This is a genomic window from Streptomyces sp. Root1310 (assembly GCF_001426425.1).
In the GTDB taxonomy this organism is placed as follows: Bacteria; Actinomycetota; Actinomycetes; order Streptomycetales; family Streptomycetaceae; genus Streptomyces.
On the sequence record NZ_LMEQ01000007.1, the window covers coordinates 76,645 to 96,430 of the forward strand.

At 70.5% G+C, this 19,786-nt stretch carries 15 protein-coding genes and 2 pseudogenes; 12 read left to right on the forward strand and 5 right to left on the reverse strand.

Translation table 11 applies throughout. From position 1 onward, the window contains the following. Nucleotide 1 precedes the first annotated feature (1 nt). The 7 genes and pseudogenes from ASD48_RS45145 to ASD48_RS15735 all read left to right on the forward strand — a co-directional run. Nucleotides 2-280 (forward strand): annotated as a pseudogene (locus ASD48_RS45145) (glycoside hydrolase family 48 protein); the annotation flags it as partial. Nucleotide 281: 1 nt separating this feature from the next. Next, nucleotides 282-2,080, forward strand: a pseudogene (locus ASD48_RS15710) (glycoside hydrolase family 48 protein); the annotation flags it as partial. A gap of 189 nt (nucleotides 2,081-2,269) precedes the next feature. Then, nucleotides 2,270-2,716: an SRPBCC domain-containing protein gene (locus ASD48_RS15715; protein WP_057602234.1), complete on the forward strand. Its 447-nt coding sequence runs from the start codon at nucleotides 2,270-2,272 to the stop codon at nucleotides 2,714-2,716. Further along, the gene (locus tag ASD48_RS15720; protein WP_057602237.1) at nucleotides 2,713-3,081 is read left to right on the forward strand and encodes a metalloregulator ArsR/SmtB family transcription factor; all 369 of its coding nucleotides are present in this window, start codon (nucleotides 2,713-2,715) and stop codon (nucleotides 3,079-3,081) included. The genes ASD48_RS15715 and ASD48_RS15720 overlap by 4 nt, the downstream gene beginning before the upstream one ends. A 283-nt stretch (nucleotides 3,082-3,364) precedes the next feature. Then, on the forward strand, nucleotides 3,365-4,216 hold the full coding sequence (locus ASD48_RS15725; RefSeq protein WP_057602239.1) for a hypothetical protein: 852 nt from the start codon (nucleotides 3,365-3,367) through the stop codon (nucleotides 4,214-4,216). A gap of 115 nt (nucleotides 4,217-4,331) precedes the next feature. Beyond that, nucleotides 4,332-4,793: an SsgA family sporulation/cell division regulator gene (locus ASD48_RS15730; protein ID WP_057602241.1), complete on the forward strand. Its 462-nt coding sequence runs from the start codon at nucleotides 4,332-4,334 to the stop codon at nucleotides 4,791-4,793. Between the two features lie 152 nt (nucleotides 4,794-4,945). Next, nucleotides 4,946-5,413 carry an SRPBCC family protein gene (locus ASD48_RS15735; protein WP_057602242.1) on the forward strand — a complete coding sequence of 156 codons (468 nt, stop codon included), beginning with the start codon at nucleotides 4,946-4,948 and terminating at the stop codon, nucleotides 5,411-5,413. Nucleotides 5,414-5,680: 267 nt separating this feature from the next. On the opposite strand, the gene ASD48_RS15740 is transcribed toward ASD48_RS15735, so the two are convergent. From ASD48_RS15740 to ASD48_RS15755, 4 genes are all read right to left on the reverse strand, one after another. Next, nucleotides 5,681-7,030 (reverse strand): phosphatase PAP2 family protein, encoded by a 1,350-nt coding sequence (locus ASD48_RS15740; RefSeq protein WP_079073778.1) that lies wholly within the window; start codon nucleotides 7,028-7,030, stop codon nucleotides 5,681-5,683. Between the two features lie 323 nt (nucleotides 7,031-7,353). Next, nucleotides 7,354-7,980 (reverse strand): class I SAM-dependent methyltransferase, encoded by a 627-nt coding sequence (locus ASD48_RS15745; RefSeq protein WP_057602244.1) that lies wholly within the window; start codon nucleotides 7,978-7,980, stop codon nucleotides 7,354-7,356. Between the two features lie 216 nt (nucleotides 7,981-8,196). Then, a complete protein-coding gene (locus tag ASD48_RS15750) occupies nucleotides 8,197-9,504 on the reverse strand; it encodes an MFS transporter (RefSeq protein WP_057602246.1) in 1,308 nt (435 codons plus the stop codon). Between the two features lie 116 nt (nucleotides 9,505-9,620). After that, nucleotides 9,621-10,043 carry an ATP-binding protein gene (locus ASD48_RS15755; RefSeq protein WP_107104325.1) on the reverse strand — a complete coding sequence of 141 codons (423 nt, stop codon included), beginning with the start codon at nucleotides 10,041-10,043 and terminating at the stop codon, nucleotides 9,621-9,623. 220 nt (nucleotides 10,044-10,263) lie between these two features. Here ASD48_RS15755 and ASD48_RS15760 point away from each other — a divergent pair, with 220 nt between their 5' ends. From ASD48_RS15760 to ASD48_RS15770, 3 genes are all read left to right on the forward strand, one after another. Beyond that, nucleotides 10,264-10,632 (forward strand): STAS domain-containing protein, encoded by a 369-nt coding sequence (locus tag ASD48_RS15760; RefSeq protein ID WP_057602250.1) that lies wholly within the window; start codon nucleotides 10,264-10,266, stop codon nucleotides 10,630-10,632. Nucleotides 10,633-11,610: 978 nt separating this feature from the next. Further along, nucleotides 11,611-12,957 (forward strand): MFS transporter, encoded by a 1,347-nt coding sequence (locus ASD48_RS15765; RefSeq protein WP_242432604.1) that lies wholly within the window; start codon nucleotides 11,611-11,613, stop codon nucleotides 12,955-12,957. A 142-nt stretch (nucleotides 12,958-13,099) separates the two neighbouring features. Continuing rightward, entirely contained in the window at nucleotides 13,100-13,534 is a 435-nt protein-coding gene (locus ASD48_RS15770; RefSeq protein ID WP_057602252.1) for a VOC family protein, read from the forward strand. Nucleotides 13,535-13,615: 81 nt separating this feature from the next. Here ASD48_RS15770 and ASD48_RS15775 read toward each other — a convergent pair whose 3' ends face one another. Continuing rightward, nucleotides 13,616-16,051: a SpoIIE family protein phosphatase gene (locus tag ASD48_RS15775; RefSeq protein ID WP_057602254.1), complete on the reverse strand. Its 2,436-nt coding sequence runs from the start codon at nucleotides 16,049-16,051 to the stop codon at nucleotides 13,616-13,618. Nucleotides 16,052-16,223: 172 nt separating this feature from the next. Between ASD48_RS15775 and ASD48_RS15780 the strand changes: the two genes are divergently transcribed. Together ASD48_RS15780 and ASD48_RS15785 are read left to right on the forward strand one after the other, a co-directional pair. Further along, nucleotides 16,224-17,687, forward strand: a complete 1,464-nt coding sequence (locus ASD48_RS15780) for an aldehyde dehydrogenase family protein (protein WP_057602256.1) — start codon at nucleotides 16,224-16,226, stop codon at nucleotides 17,685-17,687. 614 nt (nucleotides 17,688-18,301) lie between these two features. Beyond that, nucleotides 18,302-19,765 carry a sugar transferase gene (locus ASD48_RS15785; protein ID WP_348983214.1) on the forward strand — a complete coding sequence of 488 codons (1,464 nt, stop codon included), beginning with the start codon at nucleotides 18,302-18,304 and terminating at the stop codon, nucleotides 19,763-19,765. Nucleotides 19,766-19,786 lie beyond the last annotated feature (21 nt).

Here is a 19,786-nt window from a genome sequence, read left to right on the forward strand (position 1 = left end):
NATCACCAACCCGGCAAACGGTTACTTCTCCCCCGAGGGCATCCCGTACCACTCGGTCGAGACACTGATCGTCGAGGCCCCGGACCAGGGGCACGAGACCACCTCCGAGGCCTACAGCTACCTTCTGTGGCTGCAGGCGATGTACGGGAAGATCACCGGCGACTGGACCAAGTTCAACGGCGCCTGGGACATCATGGAGAAGTACATGATCCCCACCCACGCCGACCAGCCGACCAACTCGTTCTACAACGCCTCCAAGCCGGCGACGTACGCACCCGAGNCGGTACGGGCGCTACCGCGGTCCGTTCACAAACGGCGCCTGGGACATCATGGAGAAGTACATGATCCCCACCCACGCCGACCAGCCGACCAACTCGTTCTACAACGCCTCCAAGCCGGCGACGTACGCACCCGAGGAGGACACGCCGAACGAGTACCCGGCGAAGCTGGACGCGTCGGTCTCGGTGGGATCCGATCCGATCGCCGGTGAGCTGAAGTCGGCGTACGGCACGTCGGACGTCTACGGCATGCACTGGATCCAGGACGTGGACAACGTCTACGGCTTCGGCAACACCCCGGGCGGCACCTGCGAGGGCGGCCCGACGGAGACCGGCCCGTCGTACATCAACACCTTCCAGCGCGGCTCGCAGGAGTCGGTGTGGGAGACGGTGCCGCAGCCGACCTGCGACGCCTTCAAGTACGGCGGCACCGGCCCGTCGTACATCAACACCTTCCAGCGCGGCTCGCAGGAGTCGGTGTGGGAGACGGTGCCGCAGCCGACCTGCGACGCCTTCAAGTACGGCGGAAAGAACGGCTACCTGGACCTGTTCACCGGCGACGCCTCCTACGCCAAGCAGTGGAAGTTCACCAACGCCCCGGACGCCGACGCGCGGGCCGTGCAGGCCGCCTACTGGGCCGATGTGTGGGCGAAGGCCCAGGGCAAGGGCAGCGACGTCTCGACGACGGTCGGCAAGGCCGCCAAGATGGGCGACTACCTGCGGTACGCCATGTACGACAAGTACTTCAAGAAGATCGGCAACTGCGCAGGGCCCTCGACCTGCCCGGCGGGCACCGGCAAGGACGCCTCGCACTACCTGCTCTCCTGGTACTACGCCTGGGGCGGCTCGAACGACACCGGTGGCGGCTGGGCCTGGCGCATCGGCTCCAGCCACACCCACGGCGGCTACCAGAACCCGCTGGCCGCCTATGCCCTGAACTCCAACGCCGACCTGAAGCCCAAGTCGGCCACGGGCACTTCGGACTGGGGCAAGTCGCTGCAGCGGCAGATGGAGTTCTACCAGTGGCTGCAGTCCAGTGAAGGCGCGATCGCGGGCGGGGCGACGAACAGCTGGGCGGGCCGCTACGCGACTCCCCCGACCGGTACGTCGACCTTCTACGGCATGTACTACGACCACCGCCGTCCAACCAGTGGTTCGGCTTCCAGGCGTGGTCCATGGAACGGGTCGCCGAGTACTACCACCAGTCCGGGAACGCGCAGGCGAAGGCGGTCCTCGACAAGTGGGTCAAGTGGGCACTGTCCAAGACCACGATCAACCCGGACGGCACCTACCGGATCCCGTCCACGCTCCAGTGGTCGGGCCGGCCCGACACCTGGAACGCCTCAAGTCCCGGCGCCAACACGGGACTTCACGTCACCGTCGCCGATTACACCAACGACGTCGGCGTGGCCGCCGCCTACGCCAAGACCCTGACGTACTACGCCGCCAAGTCCGGTGACACGACCGCCAGGTCGACGGCGAAGGCGCTGCTGGACGGCATGTGGAACAACTACCAGGACGCCCTGGGCGTCGCCGTCCCCGAAACCCGCAGTGACTACAGCCGGTTCGACGACGGCGTGTACGTCCCGAGCGGCTTCAGCGGCAAGATGCCGAACGGCGACGCGATCAGCTCCTCCTCGACCTTCGCCTCGCTGCGGTCCTTCTACAAGAACGACCCGGCCTGGTCGAAGATCGAGAGCTATCTCGCGGGCGGAGCCGCGCCCGTGTTCACGTACCACCGCTTCTGGGCCCAGGCGGACATCGCCCTGGCCATGGGCTCGTACGCGGAGCTTCTCGAATAGGCACCTGACGTCGGGACCGACCTGCCGGGCGGCCCCACCGGTACTCGGGGCCGCCCGGTCCTCCCGTACGTCACCCGACATCGACGGCCCGACGAGGCGACCCAGCAAGGTGCAACCTTTCAGTTGCACTTCAAGGGTCGATGTGCAACCCTGGAGTTGCATCAGACGGTGACGACGAAGGAGTTCCTCATGAGCGAGGACCGGATCGAACGCGAAACCCTGATCGAAGCACCCCTGGAGCGGGTCTGGTCGCTGGTGGCCCAGCCCGGTTTCTGGGTGGCCGACAAGGCGAGTCTGCCCGGCACCGTGGCCAGGGAGGGCGAGACGATGGTGGCGAAGAACCCCGAGCACGGCGACTTCCCGGTGCGTGTGGAGAAGGTCCGGCCGCCGACCTACCTGTCGTATCGCTGGACCAGCGCCTTCCCCGGGGAGGAACTGCGCGAGGACAACAGCACCCTCGTGGAGTTCACGTTGACCCAGGAGGGTGAGCGGACACGACTCCGCGTCGTCGAGAGCGGGTTCTCGGCACTCGCGGGTTCTGAGGAACTGCGCAGTCAGAACCTCAAGGACCACAGCGCGGGCTGGCCTCTGGAGCTCGACGCGCTCAAGGCACGCGCCGAACAGTCCGGCACGTGACGGAAGACCGTCCCGGAGCCGCCGAGGTCGTCGACAGCGTCCTCGGCGCGCTGGCCGACCCGACCCGGCGCCGACTGCTCGACCTCCTGGCCGCCCAGGGCGAGGCCAGTGCCACGACCCTCGCCGAACGACTGCCCGTCTCGCGGCAGGCAGTGGTCAAACACCTCGCCGTCCTGGACGCCGCCGGGCTGGTTTCCGGCGGCCGGGTGGGACGCGAGGTCCGCTACGCGGTGCGGCCCGCGGCACTGGACACGACGGCTCGGTGGATGGCCTCGCTCGCGGCCGACTGGGACCGGCGGTTGGCGAACATCAAACGCGTCGCCGAGGCGGCGGAACGGGATCCGGGTTCGGCACACCCCGACTGAACCGAAGGGAAGCCGACCGAACCGAAGGGGAGCACCCCATGTGCACGCCAGGACTGCGCGGCGCCCGGGAGCGACTGCTCGGAGTCCGCCGCCGGGTCATGGGTGCCGAACCGGTCCACCTCGCCGTCGACCCACCGGCCCGGCACGCCCTGCCGTTGCCGGAGCCTGCCGGAGAACCGGTCTGCCTGCCACGGCGAAGCGGATCCGCTCCTGTGTGGCGCGAGCCCGCGCGTCACGGCGTTGCGCCCACTCCGGGAGCCCGCCCCCGGTCTACCCTCGGCCCGTGGGGCAGCCCGAGCAGCGCGCCGAGGGCGCAGGACCGTTCACCACCCGGCTCACCTGGCGCCTTCCCGGCGGCGGCACCGCGGTGTGGGATTCACGGCTCGCGCGGCGGCGCGGACTGCTCGCCGTGCGTCCTCCGGGCGAGGCGACCGCCCGGCACACCCGTGCGGACGCCGTGGGCATGGCCAGGCTGCGCAGACTCAACGCCGTCGCGGCGGTCGCCTTCGTCATCGGCGGAGCACTCTTCGCGACCGGTGCCGCCTTCGCGCAGTTCGGCTCCGGCAACGCCACGCAGTGCGCCTCGATCTACTTCGCGGGCGGCCTCTTCTTCAACACCGGGGGCTACGTCTCCCTGCTCCAGGTGATCAATGCGCCGCGCCACGTCGTCGGCGGCGAGGGCGGCGAAGGTCCGCTGGTCACCCACCCCTGGCGGTGGTGGAGCTACGAGCCGATGCGCGTGGACTGGCTGAGCGCCTTCGTCCTCTTCGCGGGCACGCTCGTCTTCGCCGTCGACCTGCTGGACTCCTTCCTCCAGGGCCTGAACGTCCACCAGGTCAACCGGCTGATCTGGGCGCCCGACGTGATCGGCTGCATGCTCTTCCTGGTCTCCGGACATCTGGGCTTCGTCGAGATCTGCCACGGACGGCCCTGCGTGCGCCCGCGCGATCTCGGCTGGTGGATCGTCGCCGTGAACCAGCTCGGCTCCGTCCTGTTCATGGTCTCGGCGCTCGCCGCCTACACCCGCCCCGCCACGGGCAGCCTGGTCAACGCCGACATCGCCAACGGGGGCACCCTCGCCGGCGCCCTGTGCTTCTCCGTCGCCGGACTCCTGCAACTCCGCGAACACCCGTAGGGCTGCGCGCACCGCATCTGCTCTGCCCGGTCACGGCGAAGAAGGAGCAAGAGGCCGGCCAGGGTGTCGTCCGGGCGGGCCTGCAGAGGTGGCCTCACCCACTCCGGGAGGCGTCATGCACCATCCGACCGATCCGACGAACGGTTGCCGCTCCGTGCGGGAACCCGAAGTGCTGCGACGCACGCTGTCCATCCGGGTGCTCCTCAGCGCCGACGAGGCCGTTCAGCTCAGGGTCCGTTTCGTCCACGACCCCGCCGATCCGCTCGCCGTCCGCATGGACTTCCCCGGCTCGCCCGACGACATCGCGCCCTGGATCTTCTCGCGAGATCTGCTGTACGCCGGTCTGCGCGTGCCGTCCGGCGAGGGTGACGTCCGGGTCTGGCCGCCCTGTCCGTGCCATGGTCTGGGCGCAGTCCGGATCCTGCTGCGGAGCAGTTTCGCCGCTGCGGTGCTCTTCGTGCCGGCCGACGAGCTTCGTGAGTGGCTGGACGAGACGTTCGCGTCGGTGCCCGCGGGGGAGGAATCCGCCCACATGAGCTGGGAGGGTCCCCTGGAGCGTCTGCTGCGTCCCGGGTGACGGCGTGCGGCCGGCCCCGGGGCCCTGGAAACGGCGTGCATCCGTCGGGCGTGCGACCACGGAAACAGACGGAAACAGAACGTGACGCGACCGGTCGGCGCCACCGGTGCAGCGAGCGGCGCCACCGGTCCAGCGAGCGAAGAGAGGCAGCCGTGGTCGAAGTCGAGCGTGTCATGACCGTCCGCCATCCCTTGGACGAGGTCGTGCGGTACCTCGCGGACTTCTCGCACACCGAGATGTGGGACCCGGGCACCGTCACCTGTGAACGGCTGGGCGGCGGCGCGGTGTCCGTGGGGGCGGAGTGGCGGAACGTGTCGGAGTTCCGAGGGCGTCGCACCGAGCTGCGGTACCGGCTCGTCCGGTGGGATCCGGAGCGCCTCACCTTCGTGGGGCGGAACAAGACGGCGACCTCCACCGACGACATGCGCTTCGAGGAACACGCCGGAGTCACGCGGCTGACCTATCGGGCGCGGATCGATTTCCACGGGCTGGCCCGGCTGGCCGGTCCCCTGCTGAAGCGCGAGTTCGAACGGCTCGGCGACCAGGTGTCCGAGCGTCTGCCGCGGGCGGTCGACCGCGCCCTGGGCGCTCCGCGGCCGCAGGGCGACCGGCCCGGCTGAGCCTCGCCCGCGACCCGGCTCGCAAAGGTCTGGAAGGCAGGGTCGGGACCGGGTCGGTGAGGCCGGCGATCTGCTCGCGGCCCCACCGCCCGCTGCCCGTCATGCGCCGAGCTGCCGCCGCCACCGCCGGTCACCGGCGCCGCGGCCCACCCGCGCGGCACCGGCCCGCAGGCCACCCGAGCGGCACCCGGCCCGCAGCCCGCCTGAGCGGCACCGGCCCGCAGGCCATCCGAGCGGCACTCGGCCTGCGGCCCGGTGGAACACGGTTCAGATGAGTTCGGGCTGTGGTTCCGGTTGCCGGGCTGGTGCGGTCTTGGGGTCCCACAGCGCGGTGGTCCGCGCGTAGCCGTAGATCACCGAGGTCATCGCCAGCAGCAGGAGCGGTCCGGACGCCCAGGGGTGCTCCGCCATCTGCAGCGGCAGGTAGCGGTAGGACAACAGGAGCGCGACGAAGACCGTGACACCGTAGGCGACCAGCCGGATTCCCGATCGGTCCCACCCGCGGTCGAGCGAGCGCAGCCCCGCCTCGATCGTGCAAGCGAACACCACACCGGCGATGAGATCCACTCCGTAGTGGTAGCCGAATCCCAGCGTCGCGGTGAGCGTGGCAATCAGCCAGAACGTACCGGCGAATCGCAAGAATCGCGGGCCCTTACGGGAATGGATGAAGATCGCGGTGGCCCACGCCGTGTGCAGGCTGGGCATGCAGTTGCGTGGGGTGGTCTCGTCGAACGGCATGTGGCGCGGGCTGCCGATCGGCGAGGGGGTCACCGGCCACAGGTCGGCCACCGCCCACTGCTCGCTGGACGGCGTGTGCGACCACAGGCTGACCGATGCCCAGTGCTCGGCTCCGGTGCCGTAGGCGAAGACCGGGCCGACGACCGGGAAGATCATGTAGATGGCCGGTCCGAGGAGGCCGATCACCAGAAAGGTGCGCACCAGGTGGTGCCCCGGGAAGCGACGCTCGACCGCCACGTTGCGCAGTTGGTACAGCGCGACGACGACCGCGGCCACCGCGAGCTGGCCGTAGACGATGTCGAGGAGGTTGAAGCCGATCGAGCCGGTGGCGGTGATGATCCGGCCGGCCAGCCACGACGGTTCGCCCAGCGCGTGGTCCGCGGTCGCCACGTACTGGTCGAGCACCATGGGCCGGGTCTTCGAGGTGATGATCAGCCAGATGTCGCCGGTCTTCCGGCCGGCCAGCAGCAGCAGGCCCAGCCCGACGCCCTTCAGCAGCAGGGCACGTTCCGCGCCGGTGCGGCGCGTCACCGCGACGACCGCACAGCCCAGCAGCACCCACAACGCGCCGTTGCCGAAGGGGTGGCCTTCGGTCACCTTGGCGTCGACCGCCCGCCGGACCAGGAAGAAGACGGCGTCGATGCCGATCGCGGCACCGAGCGCGATGAACCGCTGCCGCCAGGTGAGAACCACCATCATCAACGCCAGACTGGCGTACAGCAGGAAACCCGATCTGGGCGGGAATATCAGCTCCCCCGCCTGGTTGCTGATCGGCCCCGGCAGACCGTAGCGACGTGCCGCGACTTCCAGCGCGATGAGGAATCCGAGGGCGACCCCGCCGACCGCGGCCCACAGTATCGCCCGGGGATGACGCCCCACGAAGCGGACAGTTCTTCCTTTTATTCGCGAAAACGCCCGCAATGATATGTATGTCAATTACTTAACCAATGTGTTTGATTGTGACGGACCACGTTGCTCGGCACGCCGAATGGCGCGCTTTCCCGGCGAAGGACGGGCATGGGGGCGTTCATCGCGAGCTCGAACATGTTAACGGAGCGGTGCGGGTGGGTTACGTCGAAATGTGCACCGGCAAAGACCGGTCACAGGAAGTGAGCAGGACCTGCCGGATCACCAGGCCACGCCCGCCGTCGCTTCGGCCGACGTGACGTCACGGGCGGGGCCTGGGGAGGGCTCTCTCGCGTTCAGTCGGTGGAGCGGGAGTGCACGCTGACGGCGTAGCCGCCGTCCGGGATGTAGGGGTCACCGTCCCAGGTGGCGAAGCGCTGCCGCAGGGTCAGTCCGGCCTGCGCGCACCAGTGGTCGAACTCCGGCAGTGTCACGGTCGGTTCCGGCAGCGGAAGGTGTTCCGCGTCCAGCCCCATGCCCGTGACCAGCAGTCCGCCGACGTGCAGTACGGCGGCCAGTTGCCGGACAACAGCAGCTCCGGTGCCGGGGGCGAGCAAGGGGATGACGTTTCCGGCGGCGAGCGCCAGGTCGAAGCCGGGTTCCAGACCGAGGCCGTCCAAGCGGGCCAGGTCACCGTGGAGCCATGCCAGGTCGGGAGCGGTGCGGCGCGCGACGGCCAGCATGGAGCGGTCGAGGTCCACGCCCGTGCAACGGTGACCCAGCGCGGCGAGCCGGATCGCGATCCGCCCGGTGCCGCAGCCGGCGTCGAGGACCCGCCCGCCGGGTTCCAGCAGCGCGTCGCAGAAGGCGGCCTCGCCGTGGACGTCGTGGCCCGCCTCCGCCAGCCGCTCGAACCGCAGGGCGTACTCCTCGCCGGCCTGTCCGCCTGTCAGTTCCGCCCAGCGGTCGCGTTCGCTGCTCATGGTCTGCGTTTCTCCCGGAGGTCAGGGGCGAGGACCGGTGCCGTCGCGCGTTTCCCATCGTAGGTACGGGCCTCGCGGCCGCTCCGCGACGGGAGGGCGTCCGCCCGGCTGCCACCGGGTCCGTCACGGGCTCCGCCACCGGGTCCGTCACGGGCTCGGCGCCGGTGGCCTCCCCGTTCCCCCGGCCAAGGCTGCCCACCCGCCACGCATCCTCGTTCAGGGCGAATCGGACGGGGACGGAGACGGGGCCGGAGATGGGGCCGGGGTCGGTTCCGGGACGGGTTCTCCCGCGGGTCCCGGAACGCCTCCGGTGGAGATGCGCGCCTTCCGCCATGGCAGGAGGAGCGCGCTCGCCATGCACAGCGCACCGGCGATGAGCAGCGTGCCGCGGACGCCCGCCGCGTCGGCGAGGAGGCCGCCGACGATCATGAAGACCGCCTGACACGTCTTCGAGCTGACCGACCAGGAAACGCCGACGCGGGACATGAACGCGTCCTGTGTGGCCTCCATGCGGTAGGTGGTGAAAGACGGGTTGAAGACGCCGGCGGCGAAGAGCAGGCCGAAGTCGACGAACACGATGATGAACACGCCGAGGGCACCGGCAGGCGCCAGCGGCAGCAGGATCGTCCAGAGTGTGCGGGCGACTCCGGACAGCAACAGGATCCGGCGCTGCCCGAACCGCCGGGTCAGCGGCGGGGCCAGGCGAGAGCCCAGCACTCCGCCCAGACACGGCAGCCCCAGCGCGAGGCCGTACTGCCACGGCGCGAGGCCGAGGTCGCGCAGCATCAGGACGGCCATCAGCGGCGACGCCATCATGATGGAGCCGCCGAAGAGCAGGGAGTTGTAGAACAGTGGGCGCAGTCCCGGATGCCGCAGGAGGTAGCGCCAGCCGGCGACCATGTCGTGGCCCGGCCGGGCAGCGGCGCCGGGTGCCGGTGGCGCGGGTTCGGGCCGCCGGATACGGCGGACGCCAAGGGCGGATCCGACGAACGACGCGGCGTCGACCGCCATCGTGGCGGTGGGGCCCAGGACACCGACCAGGAGCCCGCCGACCGGTGGTCCGGCACTGACGCTGATCCAGTTGGTGGTCTCGAACAGGCTGTTGGCGCGGAGCCGGTGCTCGGGCAGGACCAGGGCCTTCAGATGCGCGCCGCTCGCCGCGTCGAACGCGACGGACGCTGCCGTCTGGAGGATGCCCACGACACACAGCTGGGCGAAGGTCAGCACATCGAAAGCCGCCGCGACCGGCACGCTCATCAGCACCGCGCAGCGGGCCAGATCCGCGGTGATCATGACGGGCCGCTTGTACCGGTGCTCGATACGGACACCGAGCGGCAGGGCGATCACCGCACTGGCCACGGCGGACAGAGCGGCAAGCAGCGCGACCTGGAACGCCGAGGAGCGCAGCACCAGGAGGGCGACCAGCGGCAGTGCCCCCATGGCGACGGCACTGCCCGCAGCACTGACCCCGTAGGCGCCCCACAACCGCCGGAAGTCCTCCCCGAGTGGGATCTGCCGCCCCAATGAACCCTCCCCCGCGTCAAGGGATTCAGCGTAGTGGTCCGGACCGCCGCTGCCCGCTCGGCCCCGACGGAGCCTCGGCGCGCATCGCGCGGCAACGGGCCGCGGCGGCCGCCGCGTCAGACCGCGGGCGGCGGGGCCGCTGCAAGGGGGTCGAGCAGGGTGATGCGGGCCGTGATGCGTTTGCCGACCGGCCTCTGCTCGACGACGAGGGCCTCGGCGACGGCCTTGACGATCTCCAGGCCGTGCTGGCCGATCCGGCCGGGATCGGCGGGCCGGGCCGTGGGAACGACGGGGTCGCTGTCCCACACGACGACGTCGACGGCGCGGGTGGTGATGCGCAGTTCCATCAGGACGGGCCCGGGGGCGTATTTCCGGGCGTTGGTGACCAGCTCGCTTACCACCAGCTGGGTCAGGTCCCGGACCCGTGCGGACACGGGCAGGCGATGGTCGGCGCCGGCTCGGTCGAGGAAGGCGGCGGCGTGGTGACGGGCGTCGGCGATGCAGCCGTCGTCTCCGCCCAGTGCGTGGCCGACACGCATCAAAGGTTCATCCGGCGCCGTACAACCGTCACCATCGGCATGGGATCCCACTGGCCTCGCCCTCATTCCCCGTTTTACGCGCGCTACCCCCGATTCCGTCATACATGTCAGAGGCATGTTGTTCGGCACAGCCGCCCGAGTGTATTTGGCCCGGGCGGTGGGGCAGAATCGTCCGTGCACGCCCCGAACAGGGGCAAGGCCAAGCACAGTCGAGGAGACGGTGACCGACATCGAACAAGCGGGCCGGCCGGGCAGGCTGTCCGTCGAGCATCGCATGGTGGACGACGTCCGAATCGTCACGGTTCAGGGCGAGATCGACCATGACGTCAAGAACGTCCTCGGTAATGCCCTGCTGATCGGGGACGGCACGACACGGCCGTCGCGCATCGTGGTGGACCTCAGCGGCGTGACCTTCATGGACTCCAGCGGCATCAACGTCTTCGTCGCCGCCCACCAGGCAGTCAGCGCCACCGAGGGGTGGCTGCGTATCGCCGCCGCGCAGGAACCCGTGCTGCACGTCCTGCGACTGGTCGGCATCGACGCGCTCATCCCCTGTCACCCGACCGTCGAGCAGGCCATGAACTCCTGACCGCCCCCCATGAGGCTGGTCCGGAGCATCCTCCTGGGGCGAGCGGCACGGCCCGGCTGACTGGCGGGTGGTCGTCATCGCCGGTTCTCCATGCAGCGGCATGTCTCCTGCACGGCTGTCCCGGACGGGACCGGGCCGGGCCGGACCGGCAGGGCAACCCTGGGCCGAGCGAAAGCGCTGCGCGAAGATCACGTAGAGCGTGGGGAAACTCTTCGCCGCCATGGTCGGCGAAGAGCCCGAGAGGCTGTCTCCCCAACCCCTCTCCTGCCGAGTCGCCCTCATATCCACACTCACACCCGTTCCGGCCGATCCGCCGGCTGAGGAAGTACGGTCTTCCGCGACGACGACGCCCTCGATACCGGTGATCCCGCCACCCCGGCGGGCTCGCCGACCGAGAGCACGAGGGCGCTCAGGCCGCCGTTGAACGGGCGGGTGGTCTCCCGCACGCCCCACCGCCGGCCTCCCGGAAAGCGACTGCCCATGGATGCGTCGCGCTTCGGGTGGTGCCGTGGCTGCGGGAACTGCCGCCGACCGACCGGCTGTACTACCCGTTGTACGCGGCCTGCGTGCCACGCTCTGCAGGCGCCGTGAACGGACCCTCGGCCGTGGGACCTGGTGGTCCAGCGGCCTGTCCCGGGACCGTCGACCCCGGGACCGTCACCTTTCGCGCCGGAGCGTCGGGGGCTAGGGTGCGGGTGCGACGAGTGAGCCACGAGGAGCGAAGACATGATCGGTCGTCAGAGCGCGCGTTGACGCTGTGGCCGTGATCGGCCTGTCATCGCGTGCTGCCCTTGATGTTGCGGCACAGCGAGCCTTTCCCGCCCGGACCGTCAGCGCGCCTGTTGCGCGCCAGGGGGCGGGCCTCGTCGTCGGCGATCCCAAGGGACTCCTGTGCCGCCCGCTTCCTCCTCTTCCGCTCCTTCCCCTTCCGCGGCCTCCTCCGCTGTGTCCGAGTCCGGTCGGTCGGTTTCGTCGGGTCTGTGGCGGGACGACGACTTCCGCGGACTCTGGGTGGGTCAGACGGCCTCCCAATTCGGCGAGCACGCGAGTCTGGTGGTTCTGCCGCTCCTCGCCGTCCTGACGCTCGACGCCGGTGCCGGGCAGCTCGGCGTGCTGCGCGCGGTGGGGCAGGTTCCGATCCTGTTGCTCTCGCTCTTCGTCGGCGCGTGGGTGGACAGGTGGCGGACCCGCACGGTGATGGTGCTGACCGATGCCGGCCGGACCCTGGCCCTGGGCGCCGCCGCCGTGGCCGGTCTCCTCGGTGGGCTCGGCCTGTCGGGACTGCTCGTGGTCGCCTTCGTCGTCGGCGGTCTGTCCGTGTTCTTCGACGTGGCCTACCAGGTGTCCGTCGTAAGGCTGGTGACGCCTGATCAGTTGGTCCGGGGCAACAGCGCGCTCGAGGGCAGCCGGTCCGCGGCGCAGATCGGCGGTCCCGCTCTCGGTGGCGCATTGGTGTCACTGCTGTCGGCACCGGTCGCCGCCGCCTCCGGCGCGCTGTTCTTCGCGCTGTCGTTCCTGTCGATACGGCGGATCCGTCGGGTCGAGTCGATCCCGGAGCGCTCGGATCGACCCCCTCGGGTGTTCCGGCGGATCCATGAGGGCCTCCGCTTCGTCGTCGGCGAAACCTCGCTGCGCACCGTGTGTCTCGCCTCGGCCGCCTTCCAGTTCTCCTTCGCCGCCATGATGACCGCCTATCTGCTCTTCCTCCCACGGGAACTGCACCTGTCGGGCACCGCCGTCGGGCTGGCGATCGCCGCCATGGGGCCCGGCGCTCTCCTCGGCTCTGTGCTGGCCGCCCGTCTGCCGAGCCGGTTCGGCCATGGCGTGGTGCTCATGTCCGCGGCGGCTCTCGGCGACGGCGCGTTCCTGTGTGTGCCCGCCCTGCACGGCTCGGCCGCGGTCACGCTTCCCGTGCTTCTGACGGTCAACTTCGTGTTCGGCGCGGGCGGCCAGTTGGTGAACGTCACCGTCATGGCCGTCCGGCAGGCCGTCACTCCGGCCGGACTGCAAGGCCGCGCGGCCGCGACGATCACCTTTGTCGGCATGGGGCTGACCCCGCTCGGCTCTCTGCTCGGCGGATGGCTCGCAGCGGAGTGGGGGCCGCGCACCAGCCTCCTGGTGACGGCCGCAGGCATGATGTCGTCCCCCGTGCTGATGGCGCTGTCCCCGCTGGCCCGTCTGGGACGGGAGCTTCCCGTCCCCGGATGTTCCCGCGGTCCCGTCGAAGACCGCCCGGCATCCGGTCCGGTTCGTACGGAGCCGGACCGCGTCGACGCTCCGGGGGCTCGCCATCGTCCGTCTCCCGGGTCTTCCGACGCCCGGTGATGCCGACGCGGTGAGCCGCCGCCGTCGGCAAGGGCGGGCGTTCCACGCCGGCGCGTCCGCCGAAGTCGACCGCAGGGCCTCGGTCAACACGCGCATTCCCACCGGGAAATGGGCGGCCGAGTCCCCCTGCTAGGGTGCGCCGATGTCATCGATCAAGCAGTTCCAGGTCACCTTCGACTGCGCGGAACCTGAGCGCGTAGCCCGTTTCTGGTGCGAGGTGCTGGGGTACGTCATGCCGCCGCCACCGCAGGGGTTCGCGACGTGGGCCGATTTCGACCGCTCCCTGCCTCCCGAGGAGCGGGGTGAGTGGTCCGCCTGCGTGGACCCCTCGGGTGTGGGGCCGCGACTGTACTTCCAGCGCGTTCCGGAGGGCCGGGTCGTCAAGAACCGGGTGCATCTCGACGTGCGGGTCGGCACCGGACTCGTGGGTGAGGAGCGCCTGGCCACGCTCGAGGCCGAATGCGCTCGACTGGTCGCGCTCGGCGCGGTGCGCGTGCAACTGCTGCTTGCCGACGACAAGAACGAGTCGTGCATCGCGATGCAGGACATCGAGGGCAACGAGTTCTGTCTCGACTGAGCGTCCTCCCGGACGGGAGAGGCGATATCCGTGTCGGACGTTCGATCCGCTTCCGCCGATGAGGAGTTCCGGAACCGACGTTCATCCGCTCCCACCGGCGGGAAGTTCCAGCTCGGCCCAGATGATCTTGCCGTCGTCGGTCTGGCGGGTGCCCCAGCCCTGGGTGAGCTGGGCGACCAGGAGCAGCCCGCGGCCCCCCTCGTCGAAGGTGCGAGCCCGACGCAGGTGGGGGGCCGTGCTGCTGCCGTCGGAGACTTCGCAGACAAGCGTGCGGTCGTGGATCAGTCTGAGCTCGATGGGGGGTCGGGCATGCCGGATGGCGTTGGTGACCAGTTCGCTGACGACCAGCTCGATGACGAACGCGGCCTCCTCCAGACCCCACTCGGACAGCTGTCGGGAGGCCTTCTTCCGCGCGTCGGCAACCATGGCGGGGTCGGGCGGCACCTGCCAGGTGGCCACGTGGGAGGCGTCGAGGGCATGGGTGCGGGCCACGAGCAGTGCGACGTCGTCGGAAGGGTGGTCCGTGAGCATGGTCCGCAGCAGGGCGTCGCAGGTCGCCTCCAGGTCCTCGGTCGGCCCGCGCAGCACTTCCCTGAGCGCGTCGACGCCCTCGTCGGTGTCGCGACCACGGGCCTCGATGAGCCCGTTCGTGTAGAGGACGAGCAGGCTGCCCGCCGCCAACTCCAGCTCGGTCGACTCGAAGGGCAGACCGCCGAGGCCCAGCGGAGGGCCCGCCGGAACATCCAGGAACTCGACGCCGCCGCCCGGCGTCACGAGGGCGGGCACGGGGTGGCCAGCGCGGGCGAGCGTGCAGTGCCGGGAGACGGGGTCGTAGACGGCGTACAGACAGGTGGCCCCGATGTCACCGGCGGTCACGGCCGCGCTGTCGGCGCCGGCGGCGAGCCGGTTGACCAGGTCGTCGAGGTGGGTCAGCAACTCGTCGGGCGGCAGGTCGACGTCGGCGAGGGTGCGTACGGCGGTGCGGAGCCGTCCCATGGTGGCCGACGCCTGGACGCCGTGGCCGACGACGTCTCCGACGACCAGTGCCACCCGGGCGCCGGACAGCGGAATGACATCGAACCAGTCTCCGCCCACTCCCGCCCTGCTGTCGGCGGGCAGATAGCGGGAGGCGACGTCCAGGGCTGCCTGCTCGGGCAGTTCCTGGGGCAGCAGGCTGCTCTGCAGCGTGAGGGAGATGGCGCGCTCGCGGGTGTAGCGGCGGGCGTTGTCGATACAGACGGCGGCGCGGGCGGTGATCTCCTCCCCCAGCAGCAGATCGTCCTGTTCGAAGAGCTTGGGCTGCCGGTGACGCGAGAACGTGGCCACGCCGAGGGTGAGCCCACGGGCCCGCATCGGCACCGCGAGCACCGAGTGGAATCCGAATCTCCGCATGCGTTCGGCGCGCTGCGGGGTGTGCCGCTCCACCTCGGCCAGGGCTTCGGGTGTCACGTGCTCGATGAGCGGCCGGCCCGCGGCCAGGCACTCGGCGGCGGTCGACCCGGCCGGATACGCGGCCACTGCCCCACGCCGCACCACGGCCTCGGGGCAGCCGTCCAGGACCGACTGACAGGCCACCCGGCGCAGCATCACCGGGCCGTGCGGCGGCCCCTGCGGCGGATCCTCACCGCCCTCGATCGCCGGCAGGAGATCGACGGTGACGAAGTCCGCGAACCACGGGACCGCGACATCGGCCAGTTCCTGAGCCGTACGTGCCAGGTCCAGGGTGCTGCCGATGCGCACGCTGGCGTCGTTCACCAGCGCCAACCTCCGCCGCGCCACGTGCTGTTCCGTCACATCGTGCGCCGTGAGCAGGACCCCCTCCATCCGCCCCACGGCGTCCCGCACGGGGGCGAGGGACATCGACCACACGCTCTGGCGCTCCTGGCCGACGAGGTGCAGCGCGGCCGCGAGCTCCTGGCGCCGACCGGTCTCCAGTACCCGCCTCATCCCCGCTTCGGTCCGTTCACTCTCCGGATCGCGGACGAGCTCCGTCACCCGCAGCCCGCGCATCACCTCCTCGGACAGGCCCATCACACGCTCCATGTCCGCGTTCGCCCGGCGCAGCCGCAGTCCGGTGTCGTAAAGGGCCATGGTGCAGGGGGCCTGGGTGAAACTGCGCCGGACGAACGCGTCGTCCTCGGCCAGGGGCGCCGGGCGGTTCACCGGTGACACCAGGAGCCAGCCGTCGCCGTCGCCGTCGCCGTCCCGGCGGTGAGCCAGCAGGCCGACCGTGAGCGGACGGCCGTCACGGTGCAGCAGCGTCACCGTCCCGCTCCACCTGCGCAGTCCCGTCACGGACCGTGGCAGCTCGGTGGGAGACGCGTCGGGGAGGAGCGCGGCCACGCTCCGGCCGACGACCTCGGCGGCCCGGTGGCCGAGCAGCAGTCGTGCGCCCTCGTTCCAGGCGGTGACGATGCCGTGCCCGTCCACGGTGACCCTCGCCGTGGACGCCTCGTCGACGATCTCCTGCGACGAAGCACCGCGGTCCTCGTCCCCGGCGGGCGGGGTTCCGGTCATGACGTCATCTCGCCTCCCGCACACCTGGGGGCCGGCCGCCCGGGATAGATCCGGGGCCCAGGTGCGCCACACCTGCATTTATCACGACACTAGACAACAACAGTGACAGATGCCCGTGAATCGGTCTTCGCGGCAGCACGGCAACACCGACCCCGGACGGAGGACGGCATCCATGGCTGTCATCGGCGAGGAGACGTGGCCGGCTCCGGCCGACTGGTCCGGGAAGATCTACAGCGAGGGCTGGCGCGACTCCGAGGGCGGTACACGGCAGGTGATCGAACCGGCCACGGGCCGCCCGCTGGCCGAGGTGGGTCTGGCAGGCCCCGCGGACGTCGCGCGGGCCGGTGCGCGGGCAGCGCACGCGGCCGGGGACTGGGCCGCGACGACGCCTTCCCGACGGATCGAGATCCTGCTGCGCGCCTCCGCCGCCCTGCGGAGGCACAGCGCGACGGTCCGCGACTGGATCGTCCGCGAATCGGCCGGCGTCCCGGCCAAGGGTGACTACGAGATCGCCGCCGCCCTCGCCCAGCTGACGCACGCCGTCGCCCTCGCGTCCCTGCCCCAGGGGGAGGTACTGACGCCGCGGGTCTCCGGCGGCGGGAGTCTGGCGTGGCGGGTGCCGCTGGGGGTCGTCGGCGTGATCACCCCGTGGAACGCTCCCCTGCTCTTCGCGATGCGCGCGCTGGCGCCCGCCCTCGCGCTGGGCAATGCCGTACTGCTCAAGCCCGACCCGCTCACACCCGTCTCCGGAGGCATCCTCGTCGCACGGCTGTTCGAGGAGGCCGGGCTGCCGGACGGGGTGCTGCACGTGCTGCCCGGAGGTGCCGAGGCGGGGCAGGCGGTCGCGGCCGATCCGCACATCGCCATGGTCTCCTTCACCGGCTCCACCGAGGCCGGCCGCGCGGTGGCCCGCGTGGCGGGCGAAGCGCTGAAGCGGGTCTCCCTGGAGCTCGGTGGCAAGAACTCGATCATCGTGCTCGAGGACGCGGACGTCGAGGCCGCCGCCATGGCCGGAGCGGCGAGCTCGTTCGGCTACCAGGGTCAGGCCTGCGTCGCCGCAGGCCGCCATCTGGTCCACGCCGACCTGGTCGAGGCCTACACCGTCGCACTCGTCGGACACGCGAAGGCCATGCGCCTCGGCGACCCCCGTACGGAGGGCGTCACGATCGGCCCCGTCATCAGCGAGCGGCAGGCCGCCCGGATCGAGCGCATCGTCGACGAGAGCGTGGCCGCCGGGGCACGGCTGCTCACCGGCGGGCGACGCGACGGGCTCTTCTACCCGCCCACCGTGCTGGACCGCGTGAACCGCACCGCACCGGCCTTCACCGAGGAGATCTTCGGGCCGGTGGCGCCGGTCGTCCCCTTCCGCAGCGAGGCGGAAGCGATCGAACTCGCCAATGACACCGCCTACGGCCTGACGGCCGCGGTGCACTCCCACTCCGTACCCCGAGCGACCGCCGTCGCCGAGCAACTGCGCACCGGCATGGCCCATATCAACGACGTCACGGCCAAGGACGCCGCGAACGCTCCCTTCGGAGGGATGGGCATCTCCGGCAACGGTTCCCGCATCGGCGGCACGGCAAGCCTCGAACTCTTCACCCAGTGGCGCTGGATGACCATGCCCGGACGGATCTGATCCGTTTTTCGGTGAAGCCGCGCCCGGGAGGCCGGGCGAGCAGCCGCAGCGCCCGGTGGCGCAAAGCGTTCGCTGGTGGTCATCGATCGATGGATCAAGTCCCAAAGCTTGAACACAAATTGCACACACCCTCTCTTCTTACCGGGCCGGATGGTCTAGATTGACCGTGCTTCAGCGGTTCGGACATGAGGCGACCCGTAATCATCTATTGGTCCAGCGCTATGCAGAGCCGGCACTCGCGGCTCCGGCGCCGGACGTGGGGGTGATCGATTCGTGGAGCCCGAGAGGGCCTTGGGTGCGGGGATCACCCGAGGTTTCGACGGGCCTGCGGGCACCCCGAGAGTCCGGCAGGACACGCAAGTCCGTTTCCGCCAGGGCGAGTTGTTCAAGCACCTCTGAGACAGCCGGAATGTCATGCGCGGGGGCGGGGGCCTCCGGAGGGGAGGAACGGCGCGGGAGGCGGGGGCCTCCCGGGGGGAGCAGCAGTGCGGGAGGCGGGGGCCTCCCCAGGGGAGGACAGTACGGGGGGCGGGGGCCTCCCGGGGGGAGGAACAGTGTTAGGCGAACACGTCGAACCACTGGGGACCTTGGGGGGTTCTGTGCGGCAAGGGGGACTGGTCAGCCCGTTTCCGTCGACGCGTGAGCGTCTGCCGAACGGCGCGACAAGACAGCCCGCGATCGCCTGGGAGCAGCGGTACCGCCGCTCCGTGATCACCAGCGACACCGTGGCCACCGCCTTCGTGGTGGCGGCGATCGGCAACTTCTTCGGGGCCCGGGACGCGGCCAACTGGCATGAGAAGTGGGGCATTCTCGCCTTCGGCACCGAGCTGCTGGTGCTGGGGTCGCTCGCGGTGACCCGGTCGTGGGCGCCGGCCGTGCTCGGCCAGGGCGCCGAGGAATTCCGCCGGCTAGGACGCTCGCTGTTCACGGCGACCGTCGTACTGGCCCTCGGCGGGATCGCTCTGACCTCGCGCAACATCAAACTCTGGATCTTCGTCGCGATCCCCGCGATCGCGCTCGTCACCATGACCGCGCGGTATCTGCTGCGCCTCTGGCTGCACAAACAGCGCAAGGAAGGCCAGTGCCTGCGACCGGTGCTCGCAGCCGGCAGCCCGGCCACCGTGCGCGACCTGATCAGCCGAACCCGCAAGTTCCCGCACCTCGGCTGGCGGGTGGACGGGGTATGCACGACGGACGCTCTCGGGCTCGACGGCGACGAAATCGACGGGGTGCCGGTCGTCGGCCGGCTGTCGGACGTAGCGGGCCACGTCCACCGCGACGGCTACCGCGTCGTCGCGGTCACACCGGACCCGCACTGGTCACCTGACCGGCTGCAGCGGCTGGCCTGGAACCTCGAAGGCAGTGACGCCGAGATGGTCGTGGCTCCCGTGCTGATGGAGGTGGCAGGCCCGCGGCTGCACATCGACGCGGTGCTCGGGATCCCCCTGCTGCGGGTCAGCATGCCGACCTTCACCGGGGGCCGCCGGGCGGTGAAAGGAGTCGTCGATCGAATAGGCGCAACGATTCTGCTGGTGCTTTTCGCGCCGCTGATGCTGTGCGTCGCGCTGCTCGTGCTGCTGGACAGCCGGGGTGGGGTGGTCTACCGCCAGCGCAGGGTCGGCAAGGACGGCCGCGAGTTCACCATTCTCAAGTTCCGCACCATGGTCGCCGGGGCCGACAGGGCACGTGCCGAACTGGCCGCCCTCAACGAGGGTGCCGGCCTGCTGTTCAAGCTCCGCCGGGATCCGCGGGTGACCCGGGTGGGAGCGGTGCTGCGCCGGTACTCGCTCGACGAGCTCCCGCAGCTCTTCAACGTGCTCACCGGATCGATGTCGCTCGTCGGTCCACGGCCTCCGCTGCCGGAGGAGTCCGCCGCGTACGGCCCGGACATCCGACGGCGGCTGCTGGTCAAGCCCGGACTCACCGGCCTGTGGCAGATCAGCGGACGCAGCGACCTGTCGTGGGAGGAGGCGGTCCGGCTGGACCTGCGGTACGTGGAGGACTGGTCGCTCGCCCTGGACACCGTGATCTTGTGGAAGACGCTGCGTGCGGTGCTCTACGGGCAGGGGGCCTACTGATGCGCGGGAGGCCGCCACACG

Coding starts and splice junctions, on each gene's coding strand:
- ASD48_RS15715 (WP_057602234.1), top strand. CDS start 2,270: ATGAGCGAGGACCGGATCGAACGCGAAACCCTGATCGAAGCACCCCTG.
- ASD48_RS15730 (WP_057602241.1), top strand. CDS start 4,332: ATGCACCATCCGACCGATCCGACGAACGGTTGCCGCTCCGTGCGGGAA.
- ASD48_RS15745 (WP_057602244.1), bottom strand. CDS start 7,980: ATGAGCAGCGAACGCGACCGCTGGGCGGAACTGACAGGCGGACAGGCC.
- ASD48_RS15755 (WP_107104325.1), bottom strand. CDS start 10,043: ATGCGTGTCGGCCACGCACTGGGCGGAGACGACGGCTGCATCGCCGAC.
- ASD48_RS15770 (WP_057602252.1), top strand. CDS start 13,100: ATGTCATCGATCAAGCAGTTCCAGGTCACCTTCGACTGCGCGGAACCT.
- ASD48_RS15775 (WP_057602254.1), bottom strand. CDS start 16,051: ATGACCGGAACCCCGCCCGCCGGGGACGAGGACCGCGGTGCTTCGTCG.
- ASD48_RS15780 (WP_057602256.1), top strand. CDS start 16,224: ATGGCTGTCATCGGCGAGGAGACGTGGCCGGCTCCGGCCGACTGGTCC.